Annotated in this window: 24 protein-coding genes and 1 tRNA gene; 17 read left to right on the plus strand and 8 right to left on the minus strand. The window is 68.9% G+C overall.

The features are described from left to right. Together ACSQ9A_RS28515 and ACSQ9A_RS28520 are read right to left on the minus strand one after the other, a co-directional pair. Entirely contained in the window at nt 1-3,045 is a 3,045-nt protein-coding gene (locus ACSQ9A_RS28515) for an FAD-binding and (Fe-S)-binding domain-containing protein (protein WP_436306179.1), read from the minus strand. Between the two features lie 14 nt (nt 3,046-3,059). Beyond that, a complete protein-coding gene (locus ACSQ9A_RS28520; RefSeq protein WP_436294145.1) occupies nt 3,060-3,758 on the minus strand; it encodes a GntR family transcriptional regulator in 699 nt (232 codons plus the stop codon). A gap of 112 nt (nt 3,759-3,870) precedes the next feature. On the opposite strand from ACSQ9A_RS28520, the gene ACSQ9A_RS28525 reads away from it, so the two are divergent. Genes ACSQ9A_RS28525 through ACSQ9A_RS28535 form a run of 3 tightly spaced genes read left to right on the plus strand, consistent with a single transcriptional unit; the run spans nt 3,871 to nt 6,903 of the window. Beyond that, nucleotides 3,871-5,112: a pyridoxal-phosphate-dependent aminotransferase family protein gene (locus tag ACSQ9A_RS28525; protein WP_436306180.1), complete on the plus strand. Its 1,242-nt coding sequence runs from the start codon at nt 3,871-3,873 to the stop codon at nt 5,110-5,112. A gap of 34 nt (nt 5,113-5,146) precedes the next feature. Beyond that, nucleotides 5,147-6,127, plus strand: a complete 981-nt coding sequence (locus tag ACSQ9A_RS28530) for a Bug family tripartite tricarboxylate transporter substrate binding protein (protein ID WP_436306181.1) — start codon at nt 5,147-5,149, stop codon at nt 6,125-6,127. Further along, a complete protein-coding gene (locus ACSQ9A_RS28535) occupies nt 6,124-6,903 on the plus strand; it encodes a fumarylacetoacetate hydrolase family protein (protein WP_436306182.1) in 780 nt (259 codons plus the stop codon). Before ACSQ9A_RS28530 ends, ACSQ9A_RS28535 begins: the two co-directional genes overlap by 4 nt. Here the strand turns inward: ACSQ9A_RS28535 and ACSQ9A_RS28540 are convergent. Both ACSQ9A_RS28540 and ACSQ9A_RS28545 read right to left on the minus strand, forming a co-directional pair. Next, the gene (locus tag ACSQ9A_RS28540; RefSeq protein WP_436306183.1) at nt 6,881-7,726 is read right to left on the minus strand and encodes a GNAT family N-acetyltransferase; all 846 of its coding nucleotides are present in this window, start codon (nt 7,724-7,726) and stop codon (nt 6,881-6,883) included. The two genes, ACSQ9A_RS28535 and ACSQ9A_RS28540, sit on opposite strands and share 23 nt — an antisense overlap. 17 nt (nt 7,727-7,743) lie before the next feature. Then, nucleotides 7,744-7,938 carry a hypothetical protein gene (locus ACSQ9A_RS28545; protein WP_436306184.1) on the minus strand — a complete coding sequence of 65 codons (195 nt, stop codon included), beginning with the start codon at nt 7,936-7,938 and terminating at the stop codon, nt 7,744-7,746. 81 nt (nt 7,939-8,019) lie between these two features. Between ACSQ9A_RS28545 and ACSQ9A_RS28550 the strand changes: the two genes are divergently transcribed. From ACSQ9A_RS28550 to ACSQ9A_RS28570, 5 genes are all read left to right on the plus strand, one after another. After that, nucleotides 8,020-8,346 carry a DUF6172 family protein gene (locus tag ACSQ9A_RS28550; protein WP_436306185.1) on the plus strand — a complete coding sequence of 109 codons (327 nt, stop codon included), beginning with the start codon at nt 8,020-8,022 and terminating at the stop codon, nt 8,344-8,346. Further along, nucleotides 8,343-8,882, plus strand: coding sequence for a hypothetical protein (locus ACSQ9A_RS28555; protein ID WP_436306186.1), 540 nt, complete (start codon nt 8,343-8,345; stop codon nt 8,880-8,882). The genes ACSQ9A_RS28550 and ACSQ9A_RS28555 overlap by 4 nt, the downstream gene beginning before the upstream one ends. A 143-nt stretch (nt 8,883-9,025) precedes the next feature. Beyond that, nucleotides 9,026-14,281 (plus strand): amino acid adenylation domain-containing protein, encoded by a 5,256-nt coding sequence (locus ACSQ9A_RS28560; RefSeq protein WP_436306187.1) that lies wholly within the window; start codon nt 9,026-9,028, stop codon nt 14,279-14,281. Between the two features lie 226 nt (nt 14,282-14,507). Continuing rightward, nucleotides 14,508-14,581 (plus strand) — tRNA-Arg (locus tag ACSQ9A_RS28565). 25 nt (nt 14,582-14,606) lie between these two features. Further along, nucleotides 14,607-14,915 carry a hypothetical protein gene (locus tag ACSQ9A_RS28570; RefSeq protein WP_436306188.1) on the plus strand — a complete coding sequence of 103 codons (309 nt, stop codon included), beginning with the start codon at nt 14,607-14,609 and terminating at the stop codon, nt 14,913-14,915. On the opposite strand, the gene ACSQ9A_RS28575 is transcribed toward ACSQ9A_RS28570, so the two are convergent. After that, nucleotides 14,912-15,556: a TetR/AcrR family transcriptional regulator gene (locus tag ACSQ9A_RS28575; RefSeq protein ID WP_436306189.1), complete on the minus strand. Its 645-nt coding sequence runs from the start codon at nt 15,554-15,556 to the stop codon at nt 14,912-14,914. The two genes, ACSQ9A_RS28570 and ACSQ9A_RS28575, sit on opposite strands and share 4 nt — an antisense overlap. 113 nt (nt 15,557-15,669) lie before the next feature. Between ACSQ9A_RS28575 and ACSQ9A_RS28580 the strand changes: the two genes are divergently transcribed. Then, nucleotides 15,670-16,077, plus strand: coding sequence for a VOC family protein (locus tag ACSQ9A_RS28580; protein ID WP_436306190.1), 408 nt, complete (start codon nt 15,670-15,672; stop codon nt 16,075-16,077). Nucleotides 16,078-16,124: 47 nt separating this feature from the next. Beyond that, the gene (locus ACSQ9A_RS28585) at nt 16,125-16,550 is read left to right on the plus strand and encodes a VOC family protein (protein WP_436306191.1); all 426 of its coding nucleotides are present in this window, start codon (nt 16,125-16,127) and stop codon (nt 16,548-16,550) included. Between the two features lie 12 nt (nt 16,551-16,562). Here ACSQ9A_RS28585 and ACSQ9A_RS28590 read toward each other — a convergent pair whose 3' ends face one another. Further along, the gene (locus tag ACSQ9A_RS28590; protein ID WP_436306192.1) at nt 16,563-16,694 is read right to left on the minus strand and encodes a hypothetical protein; all 132 of its coding nucleotides are present in this window, start codon (nt 16,692-16,694) and stop codon (nt 16,563-16,565) included. Nucleotides 16,695-16,776: 82 nt separating this feature from the next. Here ACSQ9A_RS28590 and ACSQ9A_RS28595 point away from each other — a divergent pair, with 82 nt between their 5' ends. The 5 genes from ACSQ9A_RS28595 (at nt 16,777) to ACSQ9A_RS28615 (ending at nt 19,579) form a co-directional block, all read left to right on the plus strand. Beyond that, nucleotides 16,777-17,802 (plus strand): M14 family zinc carboxypeptidase, encoded by a 1,026-nt coding sequence (locus ACSQ9A_RS28595; RefSeq protein ID WP_436306193.1) that lies wholly within the window; start codon nt 16,777-16,779, stop codon nt 17,800-17,802. Next, entirely contained in the window at nt 17,799-18,557 is a 759-nt protein-coding gene (locus tag ACSQ9A_RS28600; protein ID WP_436306194.1) for an alpha/beta fold hydrolase, read from the plus strand. The genes ACSQ9A_RS28595 and ACSQ9A_RS28600 overlap by 4 nt, the downstream gene beginning before the upstream one ends. A gap of 6 nt (nt 18,558-18,563) precedes the next feature. Beyond that, entirely contained in the window at nt 18,564-18,848 is a 285-nt protein-coding gene (locus ACSQ9A_RS28605; protein ID WP_436306195.1) for a hypothetical protein, read from the plus strand. An 82-nt stretch (nt 18,849-18,930) separates the two neighbouring features. After that, nucleotides 18,931-19,239: a putative quinol monooxygenase gene (locus ACSQ9A_RS28610; RefSeq protein WP_093107141.1), complete on the plus strand. Its 309-nt coding sequence runs from the start codon at nt 18,931-18,933 to the stop codon at nt 19,237-19,239. A gap of 70 nt (nt 19,240-19,309) precedes the next feature. Beyond that, nucleotides 19,310-19,579, plus strand: a complete 270-nt coding sequence (locus ACSQ9A_RS28615; protein ID WP_436294134.1) for a helix-turn-helix transcriptional regulator — start codon at nt 19,310-19,312, stop codon at nt 19,577-19,579. A gap of 102 nt (nt 19,580-19,681) precedes the next feature. Here the strand turns inward: ACSQ9A_RS28615 and gap are convergent, their stop codons facing one another. Next, nucleotides 19,682-20,683, minus strand: a complete 1,002-nt coding sequence (gene gap, locus ACSQ9A_RS28620; RefSeq protein ID WP_093107137.1) for a type I glyceraldehyde-3-phosphate dehydrogenase — start codon at nt 20,681-20,683, stop codon at nt 19,682-19,684. Between the two features lie 44 nt (nt 20,684-20,727). Beyond that, entirely contained in the window at nt 20,728-22,779 is a 2,052-nt protein-coding gene (tkt, locus tag ACSQ9A_RS28625) for a transketolase (RefSeq protein ID WP_093107135.1), read from the minus strand. 104 nt (nt 22,780-22,883) lie between these two features. On the opposite strand from tkt, the gene ACSQ9A_RS28630 reads away from it, so the two are divergent. Together ACSQ9A_RS28630 and ACSQ9A_RS28635 are read left to right on the plus strand one after the other, a co-directional pair. Continuing rightward, nucleotides 22,884-23,276 (plus strand): S-adenosylmethionine decarboxylase family protein, encoded by a 393-nt coding sequence (locus tag ACSQ9A_RS28630; protein ID WP_436306196.1) that lies wholly within the window; start codon nt 22,884-22,886, stop codon nt 23,274-23,276. An 11-nt stretch (nt 23,277-23,287) separates the two neighbouring features. Next, entirely contained in the window at nt 23,288-24,004 is a 717-nt protein-coding gene (locus ACSQ9A_RS28635; protein WP_436306379.1) for a nucleotidyltransferase family protein, read from the plus strand. The last annotated feature ends 14 nt before the right edge of the window (nt 24,005-24,018 follow it).

The raw sequence follows: 24,018 nt of genomic DNA on the forward strand, positions 1-24,018 counted from the left end.
TCAGCCCCTCAGCGCGTCGAGCAGCCGCGCCACGTGCACCGCTTCGCGCTGCGCACCGTCGGCGATCTGGTGCCGGCAGCTGGTGCCGTCGGCGACGATGATCGCGTCGGGGTTCTCGCGCACTGCCGGCAGCAAGCTGGCCTCGGCCATCTGCATCGACACCTCGTAGTGCGAGGCTTCATAGCCGAAGCTGCCGGCCATGCCGCAGCAGGAGCTTTCGATCAACTCCGGTTTCGCGTCGGGAATGAGCCGCAGCACATCGAGGATCGGGCTCACCGCGCCGAAGGCTTTCTGGTGGCAGTGGCCGTGCAGCAGGATCGGCTTGCCGGCAGGCTTGAGCCCCAGCTTGAAGCGGCCGGCCTTGGCTTCGCGCGCGATGAACTCCTCGAACAGCAGCGCTTCTTTCGCGACCGTCTCGGCCTTCGCGCCCAAGCCCATCACCAGCGTTTCGTCGCGCAGCGTCAGCAGACACGAAGGCTCGAGGCCCACGATCGCGATGCCGGCTTCGGCCAGCGGCAGCAGCGCATCGACGAGCGCGCCGGCGCGGGCCTTGGCTTCATCCACCATGCCATTGGCGAGGTAGGTGCGGCCGCAGCAGTGGTGGCCGCCGTCCTTCTCGACCGTGTGCAGCATGTAGCCCGCGGCCTTGAGCACGCGCGCCGCAGCGAATGCGTTCTCGCTTTCGAAGGTGCCGTTGAAGGTGTCGACAAACAGCACCGCGACCTTGCGTCCCACGCAGGCGGCGGCGATGGCCATGTCGCGATTCACGAACATCGAGGCATCGCCGGCGCGCCAGAAGGTGTCGCTGCGCCATGCGGGCAGCGAGCGCTTGGCCGAGAGGCCCAGCAGCCGCTCGCCGAGCCAGGCCGCGCCCGGCACGCTGTTGCGCAGGTTCATGAGCCAGGGGAAGCGGCTCGCGGCGTGCGCGTAGTCGGGCAGCCGGGCGATCAGCCGGTCCTTGAGTGTGTGGCCGTGCTTCTTCTTGTAGTGGGCCAGGAACTCGATCTTCATCTTCGCCATGTCGACGCCGGTCGGGCAGTCGCGCTTGCAGCCCTTGCAGCCGACGCAGAGGTCCATGGTGTCGTACATGGCCTCACTGGTGAAGGCCTCGGGCCCGAGCTGGCCGGAGACCGCGAGGCGCAAGGTGTTGGCGCGGCCGCGCGTGAGGTGCTTCTCGTCGCGCGTCACGCGGTAGCTCGGGCACATGGTGCCGGCGTCGAACTTGCGGCAGTGGCCGTTGTTGTTGCACATCTCGACGGCCTTGGCGAAGCCGCCGCTGACGTCGCCGCCGGTGCCGGGCGCGGTGGTCTCCTCGGTCACCGGGTCGGCCTGCACGTTCCAGGCCGACCAGTCGAGCACGGGCACCAGCGGGATGCGTTTGTAGGGCCTCGGCGCCGAGGGCGGCGCGAAGCGGAACAGGGCACCGTCGTCCATCTTCGGCGGATCGATGATCTTGCCGGGGTTGAAGAGGTTGAGCGGGTCCAGCTTGTTCTTGATGGCGCGGAAGGCCTCGTTGATCGCGGGGCCGAACTGCCATTCGATCCATTCGCCGCGGCACAGGCCGTCGCCATGCTCGCCGCTGAAGGCGCCCTTGTACTTGCGCACCAGCTCGCTCGCCTCTTCGGCAATGGCGCGCATCTTCGCGGCGCCGTCGGTGCGCATGTCGAGGATCGGGCGCACGTGCAGCGTGCCGACCGACGCGTGCGCGTACCAGGTGCCGCGGGTGCCGTGCTTGGCGAACACGGCGGTGAGGCCATCGGTGTACTCGGCCAGGTGCTCGAGCGGCACCGCGCAGTCCTCGATGAAGCTCACCGGCTTGCCGTCGCCCTTGAGGCTCATCATGATGTTGAGGCCGGCCTTGCGCACTTCCCACAGGTTCTTCTGCGCCGCGTCGTCGGGCATCTGGACCACGCTGCCGCGCAGGCCGAGGTCGCCCATGAGGTCGGCCAGGTCCTTCAGCTTGGGCAGCAGCCAGGCCTTCTCGCTGCCCGAGAACTCGACCAGCAGGATGGCCGCGGGCCGGCCGATCAGCGCGGTTTCGACGGTGGACTTGAACGCGGGGTTGGCGAGGCTCAGCTCGATCATCGTGCGGTCGACCAGCTCGACCGCCGTCGGCCCCAGCTTCACGATGTGCTGCGCCGCGTCCATCGCCGCATGGAAGCTCGGGAAGTTGACGATGCCGAGCACCTTGGCGCGCGGCAGCTCGGCGAGCTTCAGCGTCAGGCTGCGCGTGTAGGCCAGCGTGCCCTCGGCGCCGATCAGCAGGTGCGCGAGGTTGACGCTGCCGTCGGCGGTGTAGGGCTTCTCGCTCTGGTTGTCGAAGATGTCGAGGTTGTAGCCGGCGACGCGCCGCATCACCTTGGGCCAGCGCTCGGCGATCTCGTGTCGGTGCTGCCTGGCGAGCTGCTGCACGTGCAGCGCGATGTCGGACGCGCGCGCTCCGAGCTCCGAGACCGGACCGAAGTCGACCAGCTCGCCGTCGGACAGCCAGGCGCTCGCGCCCGCCACGTTGTGGACCATGTTGCCGTAGGCGATGGAGCGCGAGCCACAGGAGTTGTTGCCGGCCATGCCGCCGAGCGTGGCCTGCGCGCTGGTCGACACGTCGACCGGGAACCAGAGCCCGTGCGGCTTGAGCCGCGCGTTGAGGTGGTCGAGCACGATGCCCGGCTCCACCGTGGCGCGGCGCGCCTCGACGTCGAGATCGAGCACGCGCCGAAAATGCTTGCTGTTGTCGATGACGAGCGCCGCGCCCGTGGTCTGGCCGCACTGGCTGGTGCCGCCGCCGCGCGCGAGCACCGGCACCTTGAGGTCGCGCGCGATGTCGATGGCGGTCGCGATGTCGCGCTCGGTCTTCGGCACCAGCACGCCGGCCGGCATGATCTGGTAGATCGAAGCGTCGGTCGCATAGCGGCCGCGCGAGGCGGCGTCGAACAGCACCTCGCCCTCGGTCTCGGCGGCGAGGCGCCGTGCCAGCGCTTCGCAGGTTTCGTTGGGCGGCAAGACGGTACCGGCTGGCTGGAGATGGCTCGCGGGCTCGATGCGCATGGGTTCTCGTCGATTCAGCTCTTGGCCGCCTGGGCCTTGGCGGGATAGATCTCGCCGGCGCGCAGCAGCTCCAGCACGGTGTCGCGCTTGCGGTTGAGATGCTCGATCATCAGCGTGCGCATCGCGGCCGCGTCGTGTGCGGCCAGGGCCTCGACCATGCGCTCGTGCTCGGCCACCGCGCTCTTCCACTTGGCCTCGTTCTGGTTGGTGCGAAAGCGCAGCGACTGCACGCGGGCATTGATCGAGCGGTAGGTGCTCGCGAGCACGGGGTTCCTGGCCGCGTCGTTGATCGCGGTGTGGATGCGCGCGTTGATGCGGTAGTAGCCCGAGAGATCGCGGCGTGCGAAGCAGGCCATCATTTCGTAGTGCAGCGCGCGCAGCTCGGCGAGCTCCTCCTCGGTGATGCGCTGGGCCGCCAGTTCGCCCGACATGCCTTCGAGCATGGCGAGCAGCTCGAAGGTGTTGACCACGTCCGCCTCGGTGAGCTTGACGGCCACCGCGCCGCGGTTCGGCAGCAGGTCCACCAGGCCTTCGGCCGCCAGCAGCTTGATGGCCTCGCGCAGCGGCGTGCGCGAGACGCGCAGCTGCGCGCTGAGCTCGCGCTCGTTGAGCTTGGCGCCGGGTGCGATCTGGCCTTCGACCAGCATGGTGCGCAGCCGCGACGCCACCTGGTCATGCAGCGCGAGCCGAGAGATTTCAATGATTTCCGCCATGGAATGCATTTTGAATGCAAATAGTGGCCCGCTCAATCGAGGAGACTAGGGGTTAACGAGCACGACAGATCGAATTTTGCATGCAAAACTGAAAAAGAAAGGACGGTCCCGAATGCTTCAACTCGACTTCCATCCCACCGGCAGGCACTTCCTGCAGATCCCCGGCCCGAGCCCGGTGCCGGACCGCATCCTGCGGGCCATGAGCCTGCCCACCATCGACCACCGCGGCCCCGAGTTCGGCGCCCTCGGGCTGCAGGTGCTGGCGGGCATCAAGAAGATCTTCAAGACGAAGCATCCGGTCGTCATCTACCCGTCCTCGGGCACCGGCGCCTGGGAAGCGGCGCTTGCCAACACGCTGAGCCCCGGCGACCTCGTGCTGATGTACGAAACCGGCCACTTCGCCGCGCTGTGGCAGAAGATGGCCGCGCGCCTGGGCCTGTCGACCGAGTTCCTGGCCTGGTCGGGCAGCGACGAGCAGCTGCCGCATGCGCCGAGCTGGCGCCGCGGCGTGCAGGCCGACCTGATCGAGGCGCGCCTCGCCAAGGACACGGAGAAGAAGATCAAGGCCGTGTGCGTGGTGCACAACGAGACCTCGACCGGCGTCACCTCCGACATCGCCGCGGTCCGCAAGGCCATCGATGCGGCGGGCCATCCGGCGCTCTTGATGGTGGACAGCATCTCGGGCCTCGCGAGCGCCGACTTCCGCCACGACGAGTGGGGCGTGGACGTGACCATCAGCGGCTCGCAGAAGGGCCTGATGCTGCCGCCGGGCATCAGCTTCAACGCGCTCTCGCCGCGCGCGCTGGAAGCATCGAAGAGCGCGAAGCTGCCGCGCGCCTTCTGGGCCTGGGACGAGATCGTCGAGATGAACAAGGACGGCTACTGGCCCTACACGCCCAACACCAACCTGCTCTACGGCCTGGCCGAATCGCTGGACATGCTGCTCGGCGAGGGCCTGGACAAGGTGTTCGCGCGGCATCAGCGCTGGGCCGCCGGCGTGCGCGCCGCGGTCGAGGCCTGGGGCCTGCCGATCCAGTGCGCCGACCCGGCCGTCTACTCGCCGGTGCTGACCGGCGTGATCACGCCCGAGGGCGTCGATTCGGATGCGGTGCGGCGCCTCATTCACCAGCGCTTCGATCTCTCGCTCGGCACCGGCCTCGGCAAGCTCAAGGGCCGCATGTTCCGCATGGGCCACCTGGGCGACAGCAACGACCTCACGCTGGTCGCGATGGTGGCCGGCGTCGAGATGGGGCTCAAGCTCTCGGGCGTGAAGCTCGCCGCGAGCGGCGTGCAGGCCACGATGGACCACTTCGCGAGCCACGCGGCGCCGGCGGCATTGCAGAAGGCCGCCTGAGCCCATTCATACACCAACAAGGAGACCGCGACTCATGCAACGACGTTCCCTCATCCAGGCCGCGGGCGCGGCGGCGGCAGTCACGCTCGGCGCGCCGCGCGTGTTCGCGCAGGAATGGCCCAACGGGCCGGTGCGCATCGTGGTCGGCTTTCCGCCGGGCGGCGGCACCGATGCGCTGGCGCGCGTGGTGGCGCAGAAGCTGTCGACGATGTGGAACCAGTCGGTGATCGTCGAGAACAAGGGCGGCGTGGCGGGTGTGCTCGCGGCCGAGTACGTGTCGACGCAGCCGAGCGACGGCAGCACGCTCTTGATGGCGCACATCAATAGCCACGCGCTCGCGCCCAGCCTGCAGCCCAAGCTGCGCTACAGCGTGGAGCGCGACTTCGTGCCCATCGTGCTGGTCGGCGTGACGCCCAACCTGCTGATCGCGAGCCCGACGCAGAAGGCGGTGACGGTGAAGGACATCGTGGCCTTGTGCGCCGCGGAGCCCGGCAAGGTGAGCTTCGGCTCGGCCGGCGCCGGCTCGGCGCAGCACCTGGCGCTGGAGATGTTCAAGCTGCAGGCCAAGGTCGATGCGCTGCACGTGCCCTACAAGGGCAGCGGGCCGCTCCTGGCCGACCTCATGGGCAGCCAGATCCAGTACAGCTTCGAGACCATGACCGCGGCCACGCCGCACGTGAAGAGCGGCAAGGTGATCGGCGTGGCGCAGACCCGCATGAAGCGCGCCAAGGGCCACCCGGCCATACCGACGATGCAGGAGCAGGGCTTCGACGGCTTCGAGGCCACCACCTGGTACGGCCTCGCGGGCCCCGGCAAGCTGCCGGCCGGCATTGCCGACAAGATCAACCGCGACGTCAACACGGTGCTCGCGATGCCCGACGTGCAGGAACGGCTCGACACCTACGGCGCCGAGGACGGCGGCGGCTCGCGCGAGAAGTTCAGGCAATTCATCGCCAGCGAAATCACGAAGTGGGCCAAGGTCGTCAAGGACGGCAAGGTGAAGGTCGACGCATGACGGACGTGACGCAGGCGCTGGCCTCGGCCTGGCGCGAGGGCCGCGCGCTCGACGCCGCCGCATGGCAAGACAAGGTGGGCGACGCGGCAGAGGCCTACCGGGTGCAGGAGCGCGTGGCGGCAGCGATGGAATGGTTCGAAGGCACGCCCGTACCCAAGCACTGGAAGTCCGGCGGCCCGTCGCGCGAGGCGGTGCTCACGCATGCGCCGCTGCCGCCGGCCGGCGTGCGGGCGAGCCCCGCGGACTTCGGCGACGTGCGCTTCAACGCACCGGGCATCGAGGCCGAGATCGCGCTGCGGCTGGGCCAAAGCGTGACGCCGGCGCAGGCCGCCGCACTGACGCCGGAGACCGCCGGCAAGCTGGTCGATGCCATGGCCGTCTCCATCGAGATCGTCGATTCGCGCTGGAAAGACGCGGCGCTTGCGTCGGCCTGGTTGCGCCTCGCCGACCAGCAGTCGCACGGCGCGCTGGTGCTGGGCGCATGGGTGCCCTATGCCGCGCGCGACTGGGCCTCGCAGCGCTGCGAGACGCGCATCGGTTCGCGCGAGCCCGTGCTGCGCACCGGCACGCATCCGCTGGGCGACCCGGCCTGGCTGCTGCCGACCTGGCTGCGGCATGCGACGCGCAACGGCGCCGTCGTGCCGGCCGGCACCGTGGTCACGACCGGTTCCTGGGTCGGCGTGCTGCCGGTCGCGCGCGGGGAGGCTGTGGTGGTCGAGTTTCCCGGCATCGGTCGCGCCGAGGCCGCATTGTTCAGCCCAGCTCGAAGCTCGTGATGCCGTAGAGGCGCTGAAGTTCGCAGGCCGGTGCCGTGCCCGCGTACATGCGCGCGGTCTCGAACACGCTGCGCAAGCCCAGCGCCCGCGCCAGCGCCAATGCGTCGGCGTTGGGCATGGGAACGTCGAGGTAGACGCGGTCGCCTTCGGGGACGCTGTCGCACAGCGCGGCGTAGAGAGTGCTCGCTACCTCCGGGCGGTCCGCCACCAGCGGGCCGATCTTGTGGCCCTCGCGGCAGCGCCGGATCAGGCCCCATCCGGCGAGCCGGCCCTGATCCATCCAGGCCAGACCCGTCGCCTCCGGCATCGCGATCCAGGCGCGCAGAAAGGCCTCGCGCGGCGCGGGAAAGATGCGGCGCTCGTCGGCGCAAAGCGCCGCGAAGTCGACGTCGCGAAGCGGCACGATCGGCGCGTCGCCGGTGCGCCCGCTGCGCCGAGCCGTACCGGCAAAGCGGATGTTCTGCCATGCCAGGGAGAAGCCGCTCTTGCGATAGTTGTCCTGTTGCGCCGGCACGCCGTCGAGCCCGACCACATGGCCCGCCAGTCGCGCCATGCCTTTGGCCCAGAGCCGGCGCCCGATGCCGCGCCCGCGCCAGTCCGGCGCCACGATGTACAGACCGATGAAGCCGAAGCGCCCCGCATAGGAGACGGCGCCGATGCAGCCTACCGCCTGCCCCTGATGCTCCGCGACCAGGAAGCCGCCGGGGTCCGCCGCGTGGAAGGGGTCGGCGTCATGCAGCCCGGGGTTCCAGCCTTCGCGCGCCGCGAATTCGATGACGACGGGCATCTCGCCGCGCCGCAGGGTGCGAATCCTGATGTCCATTCAGTGCGCGCCGCGCATCAATCGGGAGGCGCTTCGTTCCAGGTCGCCGGGTCCACCGCCTTGGGCTCGTTCCACAGGCAGGGGCCGCACATGGTGGCGAGATAGACCAGCCTCTCGGCCTTCATGCCGGCCACCACCGGCGTGGTACCGCACACCTCGCAGGCGTGCGCGTAGTCGGGTACGTAGCGATCGATGGAGGTGATGGGTTCCATGGCGCGAATGATCGCGCATTTCGCGCCGCGATGTCACTGCGTCGGAGGGCGTACGGCACCGCCGGCGCGTTAGGATCGCCCATGAAAAAGACATTCCAGCTCCATATCGAAGGCAAGAACCCCGACCGGGTTCTGGATGCCGTCAAGCACGAGCTTCGCAAATACGTCAAGCGCGAACGGCGGCGCGATCTGCCCGAAGGCGCGGACTTCTGGGACTTCGATTGCAAGTTCGGCCCGACGCCCGAAGCGGCCGAACCGGTTCACCTGTCCGCGCTCACGGCGCTGGTCGACGGCGTGGCGAAAGAGGGCGGCGCGCAGTTCTATGCCGAGATCCTGGCCAAGCCCGGCCATCGCCGCAGCCGGCCCGCGGACGCGCCGGCCGCCGGCCCCGATTCGGCCGCGCCATGACGACCATCCAGGCACGGCGCAGGTTGATCGTGATCGTGCTGCTGTGCGTGGCCGCCGGCGGCGCGCTGCTGCGGCACTTCGCGGCGCCGGGATCGACCGCGCGCGACGTCGGCACGCTGCTGATGGTGCTGTGGCTGCCGGTCATCGGCAGCGTCGTCGCCTGGCTCTTCGCGAAGCTGCGGCGTACGGCGCCCGGGGCCGCCGATTCGTCGGGTTTCGAGGCCCGAAGCGCATTCCATCCCCACGCCCTGGTCGAACTCACGATGCGCGCGTCGCAACTGCCTTCGCAGGACGTGCCCATTGCGGAAGGCGAGCACCGCTGCGCGCTGGTGGTGGACAACGAAGGCTTCTCGGCTCGATGGTTGGTGGCACCGGGCCGCGCGTTCCGGCGCGGAACGGCGCAGGCGCTCGAAGTCGAGTTCCTGGCACCGGCGCTCGCGCTGCCGCGCTTCCCGCGGGACGCCGTGTTCCGGATGCTGGTCGACGAGTCCTTCGTCGGCGACGGCCGTGTGCTGCGGGTGCTCGATCGCGCTTGACCCGCACCCGGGACCCCGTGCCGGATAGGCGTTGGCCTACACCGCGACGGGATCGCAAGGAAAGACATTCCGCTGCACCGCAACATAATGGCGAAGGCTTTGGTTCTAACCGGCGTGATGTCTTCTCAGGGGCAAGTCCATCCATGTTTCATTCTTCGACCGAGACCGCCTTGTCCGCCGCTGTTCCCCGCGTGTTGCCCGACACCCTTGCATCGCTGTTCGACGTGCAGTGCGAAGCGCATGCGAACAAGCTGGCCTACGGCTTTCTCAAGGATGACCTGAGCGTCGCGCAGGAGAGCAGCTATGGCCGGCTCCAGGCCGATGTCCACGGCATCGCCGCCTGGCTGTCGGCCCAGACCCACGCGGGCGACCGCGTGCTGCTCGCCTTCGGGCCCGGGCTGGACTTCGTGCGCGTGTTCTGGGCCTGCGTGCTCTCGGGCCGGGTGGCGGTGCCGGTTCCCGCGCCCGATCCGGTGCGGCTGCACCATGCGGCGCCGCGCCTGCGCAGCCTGATCGCCGATTCGCGCGCCGCGCTGGTGCTGACCAGCGCATCGCTGCTCGATGCGGCGGCCGCCACGCTGGACCCGGCCACCTTCGCGATGGCGCGCTGGATGGCGCTGCCCGATTCGGCGTCGCTGGACAGCGCCGAGACGCCAGCCTTCGCGTCGCCGGCGCTCGAGCCCGCCAGCCTCGCCTACCTGCAATACACCTCCGGCTCCACCTCGGCGCCACGCGGCGTGCGGCTGACGCATGCCAACGTGATTGCCAACATCCGCGCGGTGATCGCGTCAAATCATGGAAACAACGCCAGCCGGGCGCTCAGCTGGCTGCCGCACTTCCACGACTACGGGCTGGTGTTCGGCGTGCTGGCGCCCGTGATCGCAGGCGCGACCGGCTACCTGATGTCGCCCGTGGCTTTTCTGCGCCGGCCGCTGCGCTGGCTGGAAGCCATCGCGGCCTATCGCATCACGCACAGCGGCGCACCCGAGTCGGCCTACGCCGCCTGCCTGCAGGCACTGGGCGACAAGGCGCTCGGCATGCGCCTCGACAGCCTGGTGTCGCTGACCTGCGGTGCCGAGCCGATCCGCGCCGCCACGGTAGAGCGCGTGCTGGCGGTCTTCGGCGCCGCCGGCCTGCGCCCCGATGCGTTCGCGCCGTCCTATGGCCTCGCCGAGGCCGTGCTGGGCGTGAGTTCGACGACGCCGGGCACGCCGCCTCGCATCGTTTCGGCGGATGCGGCCGCATTGCTGGCCCATCGCTTCGAACCCGCCGCGGACACATCGCGCGACGCGCGCCGACTGGTCGGCTGCGGGCGGGCGATGCCCGACACCGAGCTCCTGGTCGTCGAAGCCGGGCGCCCGTGTGCCGACGGCGAGGTCGGCGAGATATGGGTGGGTTCGCCGAGCATCGGCGAAGGCTACTGGATGCAGCCCGAGGCCAGCGAAGCCGTCTTCGGCGGCCACCTGGCCAATGGCGCCGGGCCTTTCCTGCGCACCGGCGACCTGGGCTTTCTCGACCGCGGCGAGCTGTTCGTTACCGGGCGACTGAAAGACCTGGTCATCGTCCACGGCGAGAACCACTATCCGCAAGACCTGGAATGGAGCGCCGAGCGCGCCCATCCCGACCTGCGCGTGGGCCACGGCGCCGCCTTCCCGGTCGATACGCCGGGCGGAGAAGCGGTGGTGCTGGCACTGGAACTCCAGCGGCGCCCGGTCCCCACCGACACCGAGGCGGTCTTCAGCGCGGTGCGCCGCGCCATCGCGGTGGAGCACGGGCTGCCGGTGCACGCAGTGGCACTGGTGCGCGCCGGCGCCTTGCCGCGCACCTCGAGCGGCAAGATCCAGCGGCACCGCTGCCGCGAGGCCTTTCTTGCGAACGAGCTGCCGCTGGCGGCGCCGCTCGATACCGGCGGCGACGAGGCGATGGCCCTGGACGAGGAGGCACTGGCCACCCCCGAGGAGCGACCCGGCGCCGTGCTGCCGCGCGACGCGCGCGAGCAGGCCGTCTGGGACATCTGGCGCGAAGTGCTGGGCACGCGCGCCTTCGGCGTGCACGAGAGCTTCTTCGAGCTCGGCGGCAACTCGCTGCGGATGACGCAGGTGCTCTCGCGCATCCGGCAGCGCTTCGACGTCGAGCTGCCGCTCGCCGAGCTGTTCGAGCATGCGAGCGTCGCCGCGATGGCGGCGCAGGTGGCGCGGCAGGCCGCATCGGGCGGCGGGGCAGCCGCCGCGCATGACGGCGGCATCGAGCGTGTGCCGCGCAGCGGGCCGCTGCCGGCCTCGCTCTCGCAGCGCCGCATGTGGGTGATCCAGCACTTCGACCCGGCATCGACCGCCTACAACGTGCCAATCGCGATCCGGCTGCGCGGCGCGCTCGACCCGGCGCTGTGCCAGCAGGCGCTCGACCTCATGGTCGAGCGGCACGAAGGCCTGCGCACGGCCTTCGTGATGGGCGAGGACGAGCCCATGCAATCCATCGCGCCGAAGCTCGCGGTGCCGATCGAGTTCATCGACCTGAGCGATCTGCCCGGCCGCGAGGGCAACGAGCAGGCGCGCGCGCTGCTGGCGGATCGCATTGCGCAACCCTTCGATCTCTCGCAGGCGCCGCTGCACCGGCCGACCCTGATCCGGCTCGGCGAGCGCGAGCATGTGCTGTTCTGGCTGCTGCACCACGCGATCACCGACAACTGGGCCGGCGCGCTGCTGATGCGCGAAGCGCTGGCGGCGTACGGCGCCCTGGCGGCCGGTCGCAGGCCGGAATCGGCGCCGCCCGCGATTGCCTATGCCGACTACGCCGCCTGGCAGCGCCGGCCCGAATCGGTCGAGGCGCGGCGCCCGCACCTGGCGTACTGGCTCGAACGCCTGCGCGACTTGCCGGAGCTCGACCTGCCCACCGATTTCCCGCGTCCGGCCAAGGCCAGCGCCAAGGGCGCGCGCGTCTCGGCCGAGCTGCCGCTGCGGCTGCGCGAGGCGATGCGCGAATTCGGTGGCCGCGAGGCCGTCACGCCTTTCGTGATCTACCTGTCGGCCTTCGTGCTGATGCTGTCGCGGCAGGCCAAGAGCGACGACGTCGCGATCGGCATGCCGATCGCGAACCGGCATCGCTTCGCCGCGGAGCAGCTGGTCGGCACGCTGGTCAACACGCTGGTGATGCGCACCGACCTCGCGGGCGACCCGAGCTTCACGCAACTCGTGCACCGCGTGCGCAGGAACGCGCTCGAGGCCTATACGCACCAGGAGGCGCCCTTCGACGAGCTGATCGATGCGCTGGGACACGACCGCGCGCTGCGTCCCGAAGGCCCGGTGCGCGTGCTCTTCAACGTGCTGAATGCGCCGGTGGGCAAGCCGGAGCTGTTCGGCCTGGAGGTCGACGAGTTCGATTTCGAGCGCACGGCCGCGCAGTTCGATCTGTCGATGCACATCGACACCGAGTTCGCGCATCGCATCCACCTCGAATACGCGACCGACCTCTACAGCGCGGCCAGCGCCGCGCGCATGCTCGAGAACTACCTGTCGCTGGTCGAGCGGCTGCTCGCGCAGCCCGAGCGCCACCTGTCCGAGCACGAGATGCTCTCGCCGGCGCAGATGAGCCTGCTGCGCCACGGCTGGAACGGTGCCAGGGCGCCGCTGCCCGCGCAGCAGCTGGTGCACCGCTACCTGGACCTGGGCGCGCCCGAAATTCGCACGCGCGTGGCCGTCATCGACGCCGATGGCGACACGCTCGGCTACGGCGAGATCGAAGCGCAGTCGAACATGCTGGCGCGCGTGCTGCGCGCGCGCGGCATCGCGCGCGGCCAGCGCGTCGGCCTGTGTATCGAGCGCAGCCCCGCGATGCTGATCGCGCAGCTGGCGGTGATGAAGGCCGGCGCGGCCTACGTGCCGCTGGACCCCGACTATCCGGTGGAACGGCTGCGCTTCATGGCGGCCGACGCGGACCTGTCTGCCATCCTCACGCAGCGCAGCGCGAGCGCCATCCTCGACGGGCTGAACGTGCCGATGCTGCGGGTCGACGACGAGCGGCTGACGGCCGGCAGCTCAGGCGACGCGCTCGAGCCGCAGCCCGAGCTCGATGCCACGCCGGCCGACGAGGCCTACCTGATCTACACCTCGGGCTCCACCGGCCAGCCCAAGGGCGTGCGCGTGCCGCACCGCGGCGTGGTCAATTTCCTGGCCGGCATGGTGAAGATGCCGGGGCTCGCGGCCGATGACTGTGTGCTGGCGATCACCAGCCCGTCCTTCGACCCCTCGGTGCTCGACCTGCTGCTGCCGCTGGTCGTGCGCGCGAAGGTGGTCATCGCCTCGCAGCAGCAGGTGCACGAGCCGGCTGCGCTGCGCGCATTGCTCGAACGGCATGGCGTCACGCTGCTGCAGGCCACGCCCTCGGGATGGCGCGGGCTGATCGAAACCGGCTGGGCCGGATCGCCCGGCTTCCGCGCGCTGATCGGCGGCGAATCGCTGCCGCCGATCCTGGCGGAGCGGCTGATGGAGCGCAGCGCCGAGCTCTGGAACATCTACGGACCGACCGAAACCACCGTCTGGACCACGGCCTGGAAGGTGGAGTCGCCGCGCGATGGCATCGCCATCGGGCGGCCGATCGACAACACCACGGTCTGGGTGCTCGACGAGCATGGCCATGCCTGCCCGATCGGCGTGCCGGGCGAGCTGTACGTCGGCGGCGCCGGCGTCACCCTCGGCTACTACCACCGCGACGCACTGACGGCCGAGCGCTTCGTGCCCGACCCCTTCAGCGAAGACGCGGAGGCACAGCTCTACCGCACCGGCGACCTCGGCCGCTGGCGCCATGACGGCGTGCTCGAGCACCTGGGCCGCGCCGATCACCAGGTCAAGCTGCGCGGCTACCGCATCGAGATGGGCGAGATCGAGTCCGCGCTGCTGGACTATCCGGATCTTGCGCATTGCGTCACCGTGACGCACGCGCAGAGCGAAGAAGACGTGCGGCTGGTGGCCTACAGCGTGGCGCGCATCGGCACGGCGCCGACGCCCTTCTTGCTCAGAGAGCACCTGCGCACGCGCCTGCCGCACTACATGATCCCGCAGCATTTCGTCGCGCTCGCCGCGATGCCGATGCTGCCGAACGGCAAGGTCGACCGCGCTTCGCTGCCGGCGCCGGTCATCGACATCGTGCTGGCCGACGGGCGCAGCTACGTGCCGCCGGTCACCCACAGCGAGCAAGTCATCGCCGGCATCTGGTCGGAGTTGCTGGGGGTCGAGAAGATCGGCCGCACCGACAACTTTTTCGATCTCGGCGGGCACTCGCTCATGGCCATGCGCTCGGTGGCGGCCATCGAGGCGCTGCTGGGGTGGAAGGTCGCGCCGCGCCGGCTCATCTACGAGAGCCTGCAGCAGGTCGCCCGCGAGGAGAACCTGGGGGCGCACTGATCGCGCCTCGCGCTGCCCGACGGAAGGGCTTGCTGAGAAAGCGCGAGCCGCGCTCGCCGAAGCGCCATGGCACGTCGGGCGCCTTGGAGATGCCGATGCGCGGCCCGGTCTCGACCATCACGGCCGGATGATCGTGCGCCGCGGCCAGCAGCACGAAGGGCGGGCGGTCCAGCGCACGGCCGTTGAAGGCGCCGTCGATGCCCAGCGCCTGCGCGACGCGGCCGGGGCCGGCGCAGAGCAGGCGGATGTCCTCGAGCCCGCGGCGCTCGCGCATGAGTTCGAGCCCCATCGCCGGCGCCAGCGCGCGGATCAGCACCCCGGCGCCATGCCCTTCCTCGCGGCAGACGAAGTTGAGGCACCAGTGGATGCCGTAGGAGCGATAGACGTAGGCGCGCCCCGGCGGCCCGAACATCGCGGCGTTGCGCTGGGTCGGGCCGCCGAAGCTGTGCGAGGCCGGGTCGTCGCGATCGTAGGCCTCGGTCTCGACGATGCGGCCGCCGACGCCGTCGACCAGCAGCGTGACGCCGATCAACAGGCGCGCGACCTCATGCGAGGGCGCGGCGAAGTCGATGGCGGCAGCCGCGGCAAGCGGGCGATGGGGCTTCACGCGGCGCATCCCGGTCATGGTCGCTAGAGACCTTTTTCGACCATGTCCAGCAGCTGCTGACCCAGCGCGTCCGTCTGCTCGCGCGGCATGCCGCGCAGCGGCCCGTCGATGATGAGCAGCGCGAGGCCGTGCACCGCGGACCAGGCCAGGAATTCCGCGCCGGGCCTGCGCTCGGGCGGCAGCACCCCGGCCGCGACCAGCTGATCGAGCGCGGCGCCCAGCAGCTCGAAGGGATTCAGCCCGCTCTGGCCGCTCTTGGCCTCGGGCGGCGCGTCTTCCACATCCACCGGCGCACCGAAGGCGGTGCGGAACAGCCCGGTCTCGGTCTGCGCGAAGCGCAGGTAGCCGGCGCCGATGGCGCGCACCGCAGCGCGGGCGGCTTCGGCAGGGTCACCATCGGTGCGCTGCGCCGCGAGCTCGGCCTCCATCGCGGTCGCGACCGCCGCCAGCGCGGCGGCGCGCACCGCCTGCAAGAGCGCCTGGCGGCTCGCGAAGTGCCGGTAGGCCGCATTGGGAACCACGCCGGCGCGCCGCGTGGCCTCGCGCAGCACCACCGCTTCGGGCCCGCCGCTGCGCGCCAACTCGACCCCCGCCTCCAGCAGCGCACGCCGCAGATCGCCATGGCGATAGGTGCTGCGTGCAGGCGGGACGGGGCTGGGAACACTCATTTTCAATTCCATGTGGACAGCGTCCATTATGTCTGCTATCTTTCTTGTGGACGTTGTACACAACGTGTGACTTTTTTCCCCCGACCCCACCGCACTTTCCAAAGGAGACACGCATGGCGACCCAGATCTACGTGAACCTGCCGGTCAAGAACCTCGACAAATCGGTCGCGTTCTTCACAGCGCTCGGTTTCAAGTTCAACCCGCAGTTCACCGACGAGAACGCCACCTGCATGATCGTCAGCGAGGACATCTTCGTGATGCTCTTGGTCGAGAGCTACTTCAAGACCTTCACGCCCAAGGCCATCGCCGACGCCAAGAAGAGCACCGAGGTGCTGCTGTGCCTCTCGTGCGACAGCCGCGCCGAGGTCGATGCGCAGGTCGCCAAGGCGGTGGCCGCCGGCGGCAGCACGCCCAACAAGGCGCAGGACCACGGCTTCATGTACCAGCACGGCTTCGAGGACCTGGACGGTCATCTCTGGGAGCTGGCGTACATGGACATGAGCGCTTTTCCCAAGAGCTGAAGCCGGAATCGGCGATATCCCCCCACCCACCCCCAAGGAGATCCGAAATGAAAGTCCAGTCCTATCTCTTCTTCGACGGCCGCTGCGAAGAGGCGCTCGAGTTCTACAGCAGCAAGCTAGGCGCCAAGGTGAAAGATCTGATGCGCTTCAAGGACAACCCCGACCCGGCCGGCGCCGAAGGATGCGGCAACGGCTCCGGCGCGCCCATCTCGCCGGACAAGGTGATGCACGCGTCCTTCCAGATCGGCGAGACCGAGCTGCTGGCCTCCGACGGCATGGCCGCGGGACAACCCAAGTTCGAGGGCATTTCGCTCGCGCTCACCGCAAAGGACGAAGCCGAAGCCCGGCGCCTCTTCGCGGCCCTGAGCGAAGGCGGCCAGGTGCAGATGCCGATGGCCAAGACCTTCTTCTCGCCGGCCTTCGGCATGGTGGCCGACCGCTTCGGCGTGTCGTGGATGGTGCTGGCGGACTAGGGCAATCCGGCGCTAGTGGCTGGTGTGCCTGCGGGCGCTCCAGCGCGAGCGCGCCAGAGCGACCACTTCGACCACGCCCCAGACGAGGGCGCCGCCGAGTGCGCGGATGGAATGAGTCGTGGTGGGCCAGAGCATGTGAGGCATGGTCCCACCCTAAGAGCGTCATATGACACGTTGATGGCATGCAATGCCGCTATCCTGGGTTCACCCGACTTCCATTTGACGAGTGAATCCGACGGATCTGCCTGAACTGCTGGCGCTGCAGAGGCTCGCCCAGCTGGCGGGCCCGCTGATGGAGCAGCGCGTGCTGTGTGAGGTCGTGGCCGGCGAGCAGCGCTTTCCGGTCCACGCCTTCGTGCTCGGCAGCGCGCGAGCGGATGCGCCGGCGGTCGGCTTCTTCGGCGGCGTGCACGGCCTGGAGCGCATCGGCGCCGAGGTGACGATCGCCTACCTGCGCAGCATCGTGATGCGGCTCGCGTGGGACGAGACGCTGCACCGGCAACTGGAAGCCATGCGCCTGGTGTTCATGCCGCTGGTCAATCCGGGCGGGCTGTGGCTCGGCACGCGCGCCAACCCCAACGGCGTCGACCTGATGCGCAATGCGCCGGTCGAGTCGAAGGAGCGGGTGCCCTACCTGGTCGGCGGCCAGCGCATCAGCGCCGGCCTGCCGTGGTACCGCGGCGCGCAGGGCCAGCCGATGGAATGCGAGAGCGCCGCGCTGTGCGCGCTGGTCGAGACCGAGCTGCTGGGCCGGCCCTTGAGCGTCGCGGTGGATTGCCACTCCGGCTTCGGCCTGACCGACCGCATCTGGTTTCCCTACGCGCACACCTCCCGCCCGATCGCGCATCTTCCCGAGATGCATGCGCTGTGCGAAATCCTCGATCAGACGCTGCTGCATCACCGCTACGTGCTGGAACCGCAGAGCCGCCAGTACCTGGCCCACGGCGACCTGTGGGACCACCTGTACCTCGGCGCCACCAACCGGCCGGACACGGTGTTCCTGCCGGTGACGCTGGAAATGGGCTCGTGGCTGTGGATCAAGAAGAACCCGCGCCAGATCTTCTCGCGCCACGGCATCTTCAATCCGATGATCGAGCACCGGCAGCAGCGCGTGCTGCGCCGGCACATCGGCTGGCTTGACTTCATCACCCGGGCCGTGTGCAGCTACGAACGATGGCTGCCTGGCGGCGAACAGAGAGCGCATCACCGGCAGCAGGCGATGGCCAGGTGGTACGGACGACAGCCCTTATGAGCACCTGGGTCCTGCTGCGCGGGTTGACGCGTGAGAGCGGCCATTGGGGGCACTTCCCCGAGCTTCTGCGGGAGCGGCTGCCGGGGGCTCGGATCGTGGCGCTCGACCTCCCCGGCAACGGGCGCCTGAACCAGGCACGCAGCCCGGCGCGGATCGAGGCGACGATGGAAGACTGCCGTCGGCAGCTGCTAGCCCTTGGGGTCGGGCCGCCCTGGCATCTGCTCGCGATGTCGCTCGGTGCGATGGTCGCGGTGGACTGGGCCGCGAAGCATCCCCAGGAGCTCGCCGGCTGCGTGCTGATCAACACCAGCCTGCGCCCTTTCAGCCCTTGGTATCGGCGCCTGCGTCCGGCGAATTACGGTGCCTTGCTCGGTCTTCTGTTCGCGCGCCAGGCCGCGCGCGGACGCGAGCAAACGATCCTGCGCCTGACCAGCCGCCACCTGCAGCCGGACGCGGCCGTGATCGAGGACTGGACGGCGCTGCGCGAAGCCCGGCCGGTGTCGCCATCCAACGCCTTGCGGCAGCTGCTGGCCGCGGCGCGCTACCGTGCGCCGCTGCAGGCGCCGGCCGTGCCCTTGCTGATGCTCGGCAGCGCGCGCGACGCCCTGGTGGACGTGCGCTGCTCGCGGCGCCTGGCGCGGCAGTGGGGCGTGGAGCTGGTCGAACATCCCACGGCCGGCCATGACCTGCCGCTGGACGACGGGCCCTGGCTGGCCGAGCAGGTCGGCCGCTGGGCGGCGCGGGCCGGCGCGTAGGGCGTCATGCGGCGCAGAGTGCCCCACCAGGGCAGGCCCGACAACCTCTCGAGCCGTGTGCTGGATCGGATCGTGGGAGAGCGCCAGCCCCGCGACCAGCGCGGCGACACGAAGTCCGCCTTCATTTCCGCGGGCCGCGACACGACGCCTTTCGACCACAAGATCGTGACCGACGCCCTTCGGCGCCGCGGCGTCATGAACTTCGTGACGCAAGGCATGCAACTCCACCACGCCCACGACATGCCCGAGCGCGGGTGGCGCCCGGCCGGGCCGGTGGGCGCCAGGGCTTGACGAGGGCCGCTCCCGACGCGACAGGCGCGAACGGCTTCTTGGCTCTAAATTCGATGCTCCATTCCAAGAGGAGCACCTGCCCATGATTCACGTCGTCGCCGTCATCACGGCCAAGCCCGGCCAACGCGATCGGATCCTCGAAGCCTTCCGCGCCAACCGACCCGCGGTGCTGGCCGAACAGGGCTGCATCGAATACAACGCCACCGTGGACGCAGCCGGCATGCCGCCCTCACGCGGCTCCTTCGGCCCGGACACCTTCGTCGTCATCGAGAAGTGGGAAACGCTGGCTGCGCTGCAGGCCCATGCCGCCGCGCCGCACATGGCGGCCTACGGCGCCCAGGTGAAGGAGTGGACCGAGAACCGGGTCATCCACGTGTTGGAGCCGGTGTGACACCTTGAATTACCGAGCGGTCATTATTTCTTGACTTTCTGGCTCAAGACACAAAATTACCGAGAGATCCATGACCGAATCAGCCTCGAACTTACCTGTCGGTAATTTGAACGGCACCGTCGTGCATTCCACCACCGAACTGGGCGAGCTGATCCGCCAACGTCGCCGCGCTCTGCAACTGAATCAGCTCGATATCGCCGGGTTGGGCAACACGGGGAACCGCTTCATCGTGGATCTGGAGGCAGGCAAGCCGACTGTGCAATTGCAGAAGGCACTCGACGTGCTGCAACTGCTCGGCCTCGAGGTGGTGGTGCGGCCGCGCGGCACGACGGGTCGGTGATTCGTGGCGTCGACGACGCGGCAAACGATCAAGCGACTGTTGCAAGCGGCTTGATAACAAAAACGCGCCCGAAGGCGCGCCATTGCTTGAGGTTGAAGCGATTTACTTCGCCACCACCCGCACCATTTCCAGGCACTTGTTCGAGTAGCCCCACTCGTTGTCGTACCAGCTCACGAGCTTGATGAAGGTGCCGTCCAGCGCGATGCCGGCCTCGGCGTCGAAGATCGAGGTGCGCGGGTCGCCGCGGAAGTCGGTGGCGACCACCTTGTCCTCGGTGTAGCCGAGCACGCCCTTGAGCGCGCCTTCGCTTTGCGCTTTCATTTCGGCGCAGATCTCCTTGTAGGTGGCTTCCTTGACCAGTTCCACCGTGAGGTCGACCACCGACACGTCGGAGGTCGGCACGCGAAAGCTCATGCCGGTGAGCTTCTTGTTGAGCTCGGGGATCACCACGCCCACCGCCTTGGCAGCGCCGGTGCTGGAGGGAATGATGTTTTCCAGGATGCCGCGGCCGCCGCGCCAGTCCTTGTTGCTCGGGCCGTCGACGGTCTTCTGCGTCGCGGTGGCGGCGTGCACGGTGGTCATCAGGCCGCGCTTGATGCCCCACTTGTCGTTCAGCACCTTGGCCAGCGGCGCCAGGCAGTTGGTGGTGCAGCTGGCGTTGCTGATGATGGCCTCGCCGGCGTACTTCTTGTCGTTCACGCCGTAGACGAACATCGGCGTGTCGTCCTTGCTGGGCGCGGACAGGATCACCTTCTTGGCACCCGCGTCGATGTGCTTCTGCGCGGTTTCCTTGGTCAGGAAGAGGCCGGTGGATTCGAGCACGATGTCGGCGCCGACGTCGCTCCACTTGAGTTGCGCGGGATCGCGTTCCTGCGTCAGGCGGATCTTTTTGCCGTTGACGATGAGGGTGTTGCCCTCGACGTTGATCTCGCCCTGGAAGCGGCCGTGCACCGAGTCGTACTGGAGCATGTAAGCCAGGTAGTCGGGCTCGAGCAGGTCGTTGATGGCAACGATCTCGATGTCGTTCTTGAAGTTCTGCACCGCCGCGCGGAGAACGTTGCGACCGATGCGACCGAAGCCATTGATGCCGAGTTTGATAGCCATGTGCCTTGCTCCTGGAGGGTTGAAACTGGGTGATGCAGTCGATGTCAGCGCTTGAGCGCCGCTTCGACCGTGGCAGCGACGTTCTCTGCCGTGAATCCGAAATGCTTGAACAGCACGCCGGCGGGTGCCGATTCGCCGTAGGTGTCGATCCCGACGACGGCTGCGACGCCGTACTTCCACCAGCCGTCGGTGGCGCCCATTTCGACCGCGATGCGCGGCGTTCCCTTGGGCAGCACGCTCTTTTTATACGCCACATCCTGGCGGTCGAAGGTGGTGGTGGACGGCATGGAGACCACGCGCACGCCGATGTTCTTTGCCGCCAGCAGCTCCTGGGCCTTGAGCGCGAGCTGCACTTCGGAGCCGGTGGCGATGATGACGGCCTTGAGCTTCTTGTTCTTGAGGCCGACGGCCTCGGGCTCGGCCAGCACGTAGGCGCCCTTGCTGATGTCGCTCAGGTCCTTCTTGGGCGAGTAGGGCAGGTTCTGGCGCGACAGCAGCAGCGCGGTGGGGCGGTCGGCGTTCTGCAGCGCGACGGCCCAGGCCACCGCGGTCTCGGCGGTGTCGCCGGGGCGCCAGACGTCGAGGTTCGGGATCAGGCGCAGCGAGGCGGCATGCTCGATCGACTGGTGCGTCGGGCCGTCTTCGCCCAGGCCGATGGAGTCGTGCGTGAAGACGTGGATCACGCGCTGCTTCATCAGCGCCGCCATGCGGATCGCGTTGCGGCTGTAGTCGCTGAAGGTGAGGAAGGTGCCGCCGTAGGGAATGAAGCCGCCGTGCAGCGCCACGCCGTTCATGATGGCCGCCATGCCAAACTCGCGCACGCCGTAGTTGATGTGGCGGCCCGGCAGGCCGTCGGGGACCTGTTCGTTGCCTTCGGTGCGGACCACGGCGCCGTCCTTGTCGAAGCGCAGGGCGGGCGTGCTCTTGGTGTTGGTGAGGTTCGAGCCGGTCAGGTCGGCGCTGCCACCCAGCAGTTCGGGCAGGGCGGCGGTGAAGGCTTCGAGCGCGAGCTGCGAGGCCTTGCGCGAAGCCACGGTCTCGCCCTTGGTGTGGGCGGCGACCACGGTGTCGAAGGCGGTCTGATGGAAGTTCTTCGGCAGCTCGCCCTTCATGCGGCGCGTGAACTCGGCTGCCAGGTCGGGGTACTGCTTCGCGTAGGCGGCGAACTTGTCGTTCCACGCGGCTTCGCGCTGGGCGCCGGCGGCCTTGGCATCCCACTCTTCGTACACGGCGTGCGGCAGTTCGAAGGGCTCGTGCGCCCATTGCAGCGCCGTGCGCGTGAGGCCGATCTCGTCGGCGCCCAGGGGTTCGCCGTGCGCCTTGGCGGTGTTGGCGCGGTTCGGGCTGCCCTTGCCGATCTGCGTCTTGCAGATGATCAGCGTCGGGCGGTCGGTGTGCTTCTTCGCCTTCTCGATGGCCTTGGACACATCCTTCACATCATGGCCGTCGATCGGGCCGATCACGTTCCAGCCGTAGGCCTTGAAGCGTTCTTCGGTGTTGTCGATGAACCAGGGCAAGACCCGCCCGTCGATCGAGATGCCGTTGTCGTCGTACAGCGCGATCAGCTTGCCCAGCTTCCAGGCGCCGGCCAGCGCCGCGGCCTCGTGGCTGATGCCTTCCATCAGGCAACCGTCACCCAGGAAGGCGTAGGTGTAGTGATCGACGATCGCGTGATCCTTGCGGTTGAACTCGGAGGCCAGCAGCTTCTCGGCCAGCGCGAAGCCGACCGCGTTGGTGATGCCCTGGCCCAGCGGACCGGTGGTGGTTTCGACGCCGGGCGTCACGCCCGTTTCGGGATGGCCGGCGGTCTTGCTGTGCAGTTGGCGAAAGCGCTTGAGCTCCTCGACCGGCAACGCATAGCCCGTGAGGTGCAGCACGGCGTAGATGAGCATCGAGGCATGGCCGTTGGACAGCACGAAGCGGTCGCGGTCGAACCAGTGCGGATTGACGGGGTTGTGCTGGAGGTGCTCGCCCCACAGCGCAACCGCCATGTCGGCCATGCCCATCGGCGCGCCCGGATGCCCCGAGTTTGCAAGTTGTACGGCATCCATTGCCAGCGCGCGAATCGCGTTGGCCATCAAGGCTTGGTTGGCCATCTGATCGGCTTTCTGGGGGGCAGGTTAGGGGGAATCCGGTATTTTAACGGGCGAGCTTCGGGGGGGCCGTCCGGGGCAGAGGTCGGGCTGCTAGAGTGCCGCCCATGCATGGCTTGCATCTCACCGCCGACCTCCACGACTGCCGCTGCGGGACGCATTGGCTGGTGGACGCCCAGGCCATCGGCGCGGCTTGCGTCAAGGCCGTGGAGGCTGCCGGGCTGCAGGCGGTCGGCACGCTGTTGCACACCTTTGCGGCCACGCCGCTGGGTCCGGGCGGCGTGACAGCGACCGTGCTCCTGGCGGAGTCGCACCTGTGCGTCCACACCTGGCCCGAACAGCGCGGCGTGACGCTCGATGTCTACGTGTGCAACTTTGGCGCCGACCACTCGGCCAAGGCGAGGGCGGTGATGGAGGCCCTGGAGGCGCTGTTCGTGCCGGGCCACGCGGAAAGGCACGCATTGAAGCGCGGCGCGATCGAGAAGGCCGAGGCAGCGTGAGCATCAAGGCAATGATCCTCGCCGCCGGGCGCGGCGTGCGCATGCGGCCGCTGACCGATGTCACGCCCAAGCCATTGCTCGAGGTTCAAGGCAAGCCGCTGATGCAGTGGCCGATCGAGGCGCTGGCGGCGGGCGGCTTCACCGAGCTCGTGGTCAATACCGACTGGCTGGGCGAGCAGATCCCGCTTCGCTTCGGGCACCGCCATGCGGCTTCCGCCATTTCTTACTCGCACGAGGGCCGCGATTTTGGTGGTGCACTCGAGACGGCGGGCGGCATCGTGCGTGCGCTGCCGCTTCTGGGCGACATCTTCTGGGTGCTGGCGGGCGACGTGTTCGCGCCGCAGTTCGCGTTCACGCGGGAAGCGGTCGACCGCTTCGCGGCCAGCGGACGGCTTGCCCACCTGTGGCTGGTGCCGAATCCGCCGCACAACCTGCGCGGGGACTTCGGGATTTCGCCGGCCGGGCTGGCCTTGAACGACGCGCCGCTGAAGCACACCTTCTCGACCATCGGCCTGTACCGCGCGGCGCTGTTCGCGCCGCCGTACTGCACCATTGCCGCCGGCAATCCCGACGGCGCGAAGGCGCCGCTCGCGCCCATCCTGCGCGCCGCCATGAAGGATGAGCAAGTCGGCGCCGAGCTCTACGCCGGCAACTGGACCGACGTCGGCACGCCCGAGCGCCTGGCTGCGCTGAATCAAAAAAAACGGCCCGCACGAGGCGGGCCGTAGACAGGCTAGATCAC

It is taken from the genome of Variovorax sp. LjRoot290 (genome assembly GCF_964253985.1).
Classification (GTDB): domain Bacteria; phylum Pseudomonadota; class Gammaproteobacteria; order Burkholderiales; family Burkholderiaceae_C; genus Variovorax.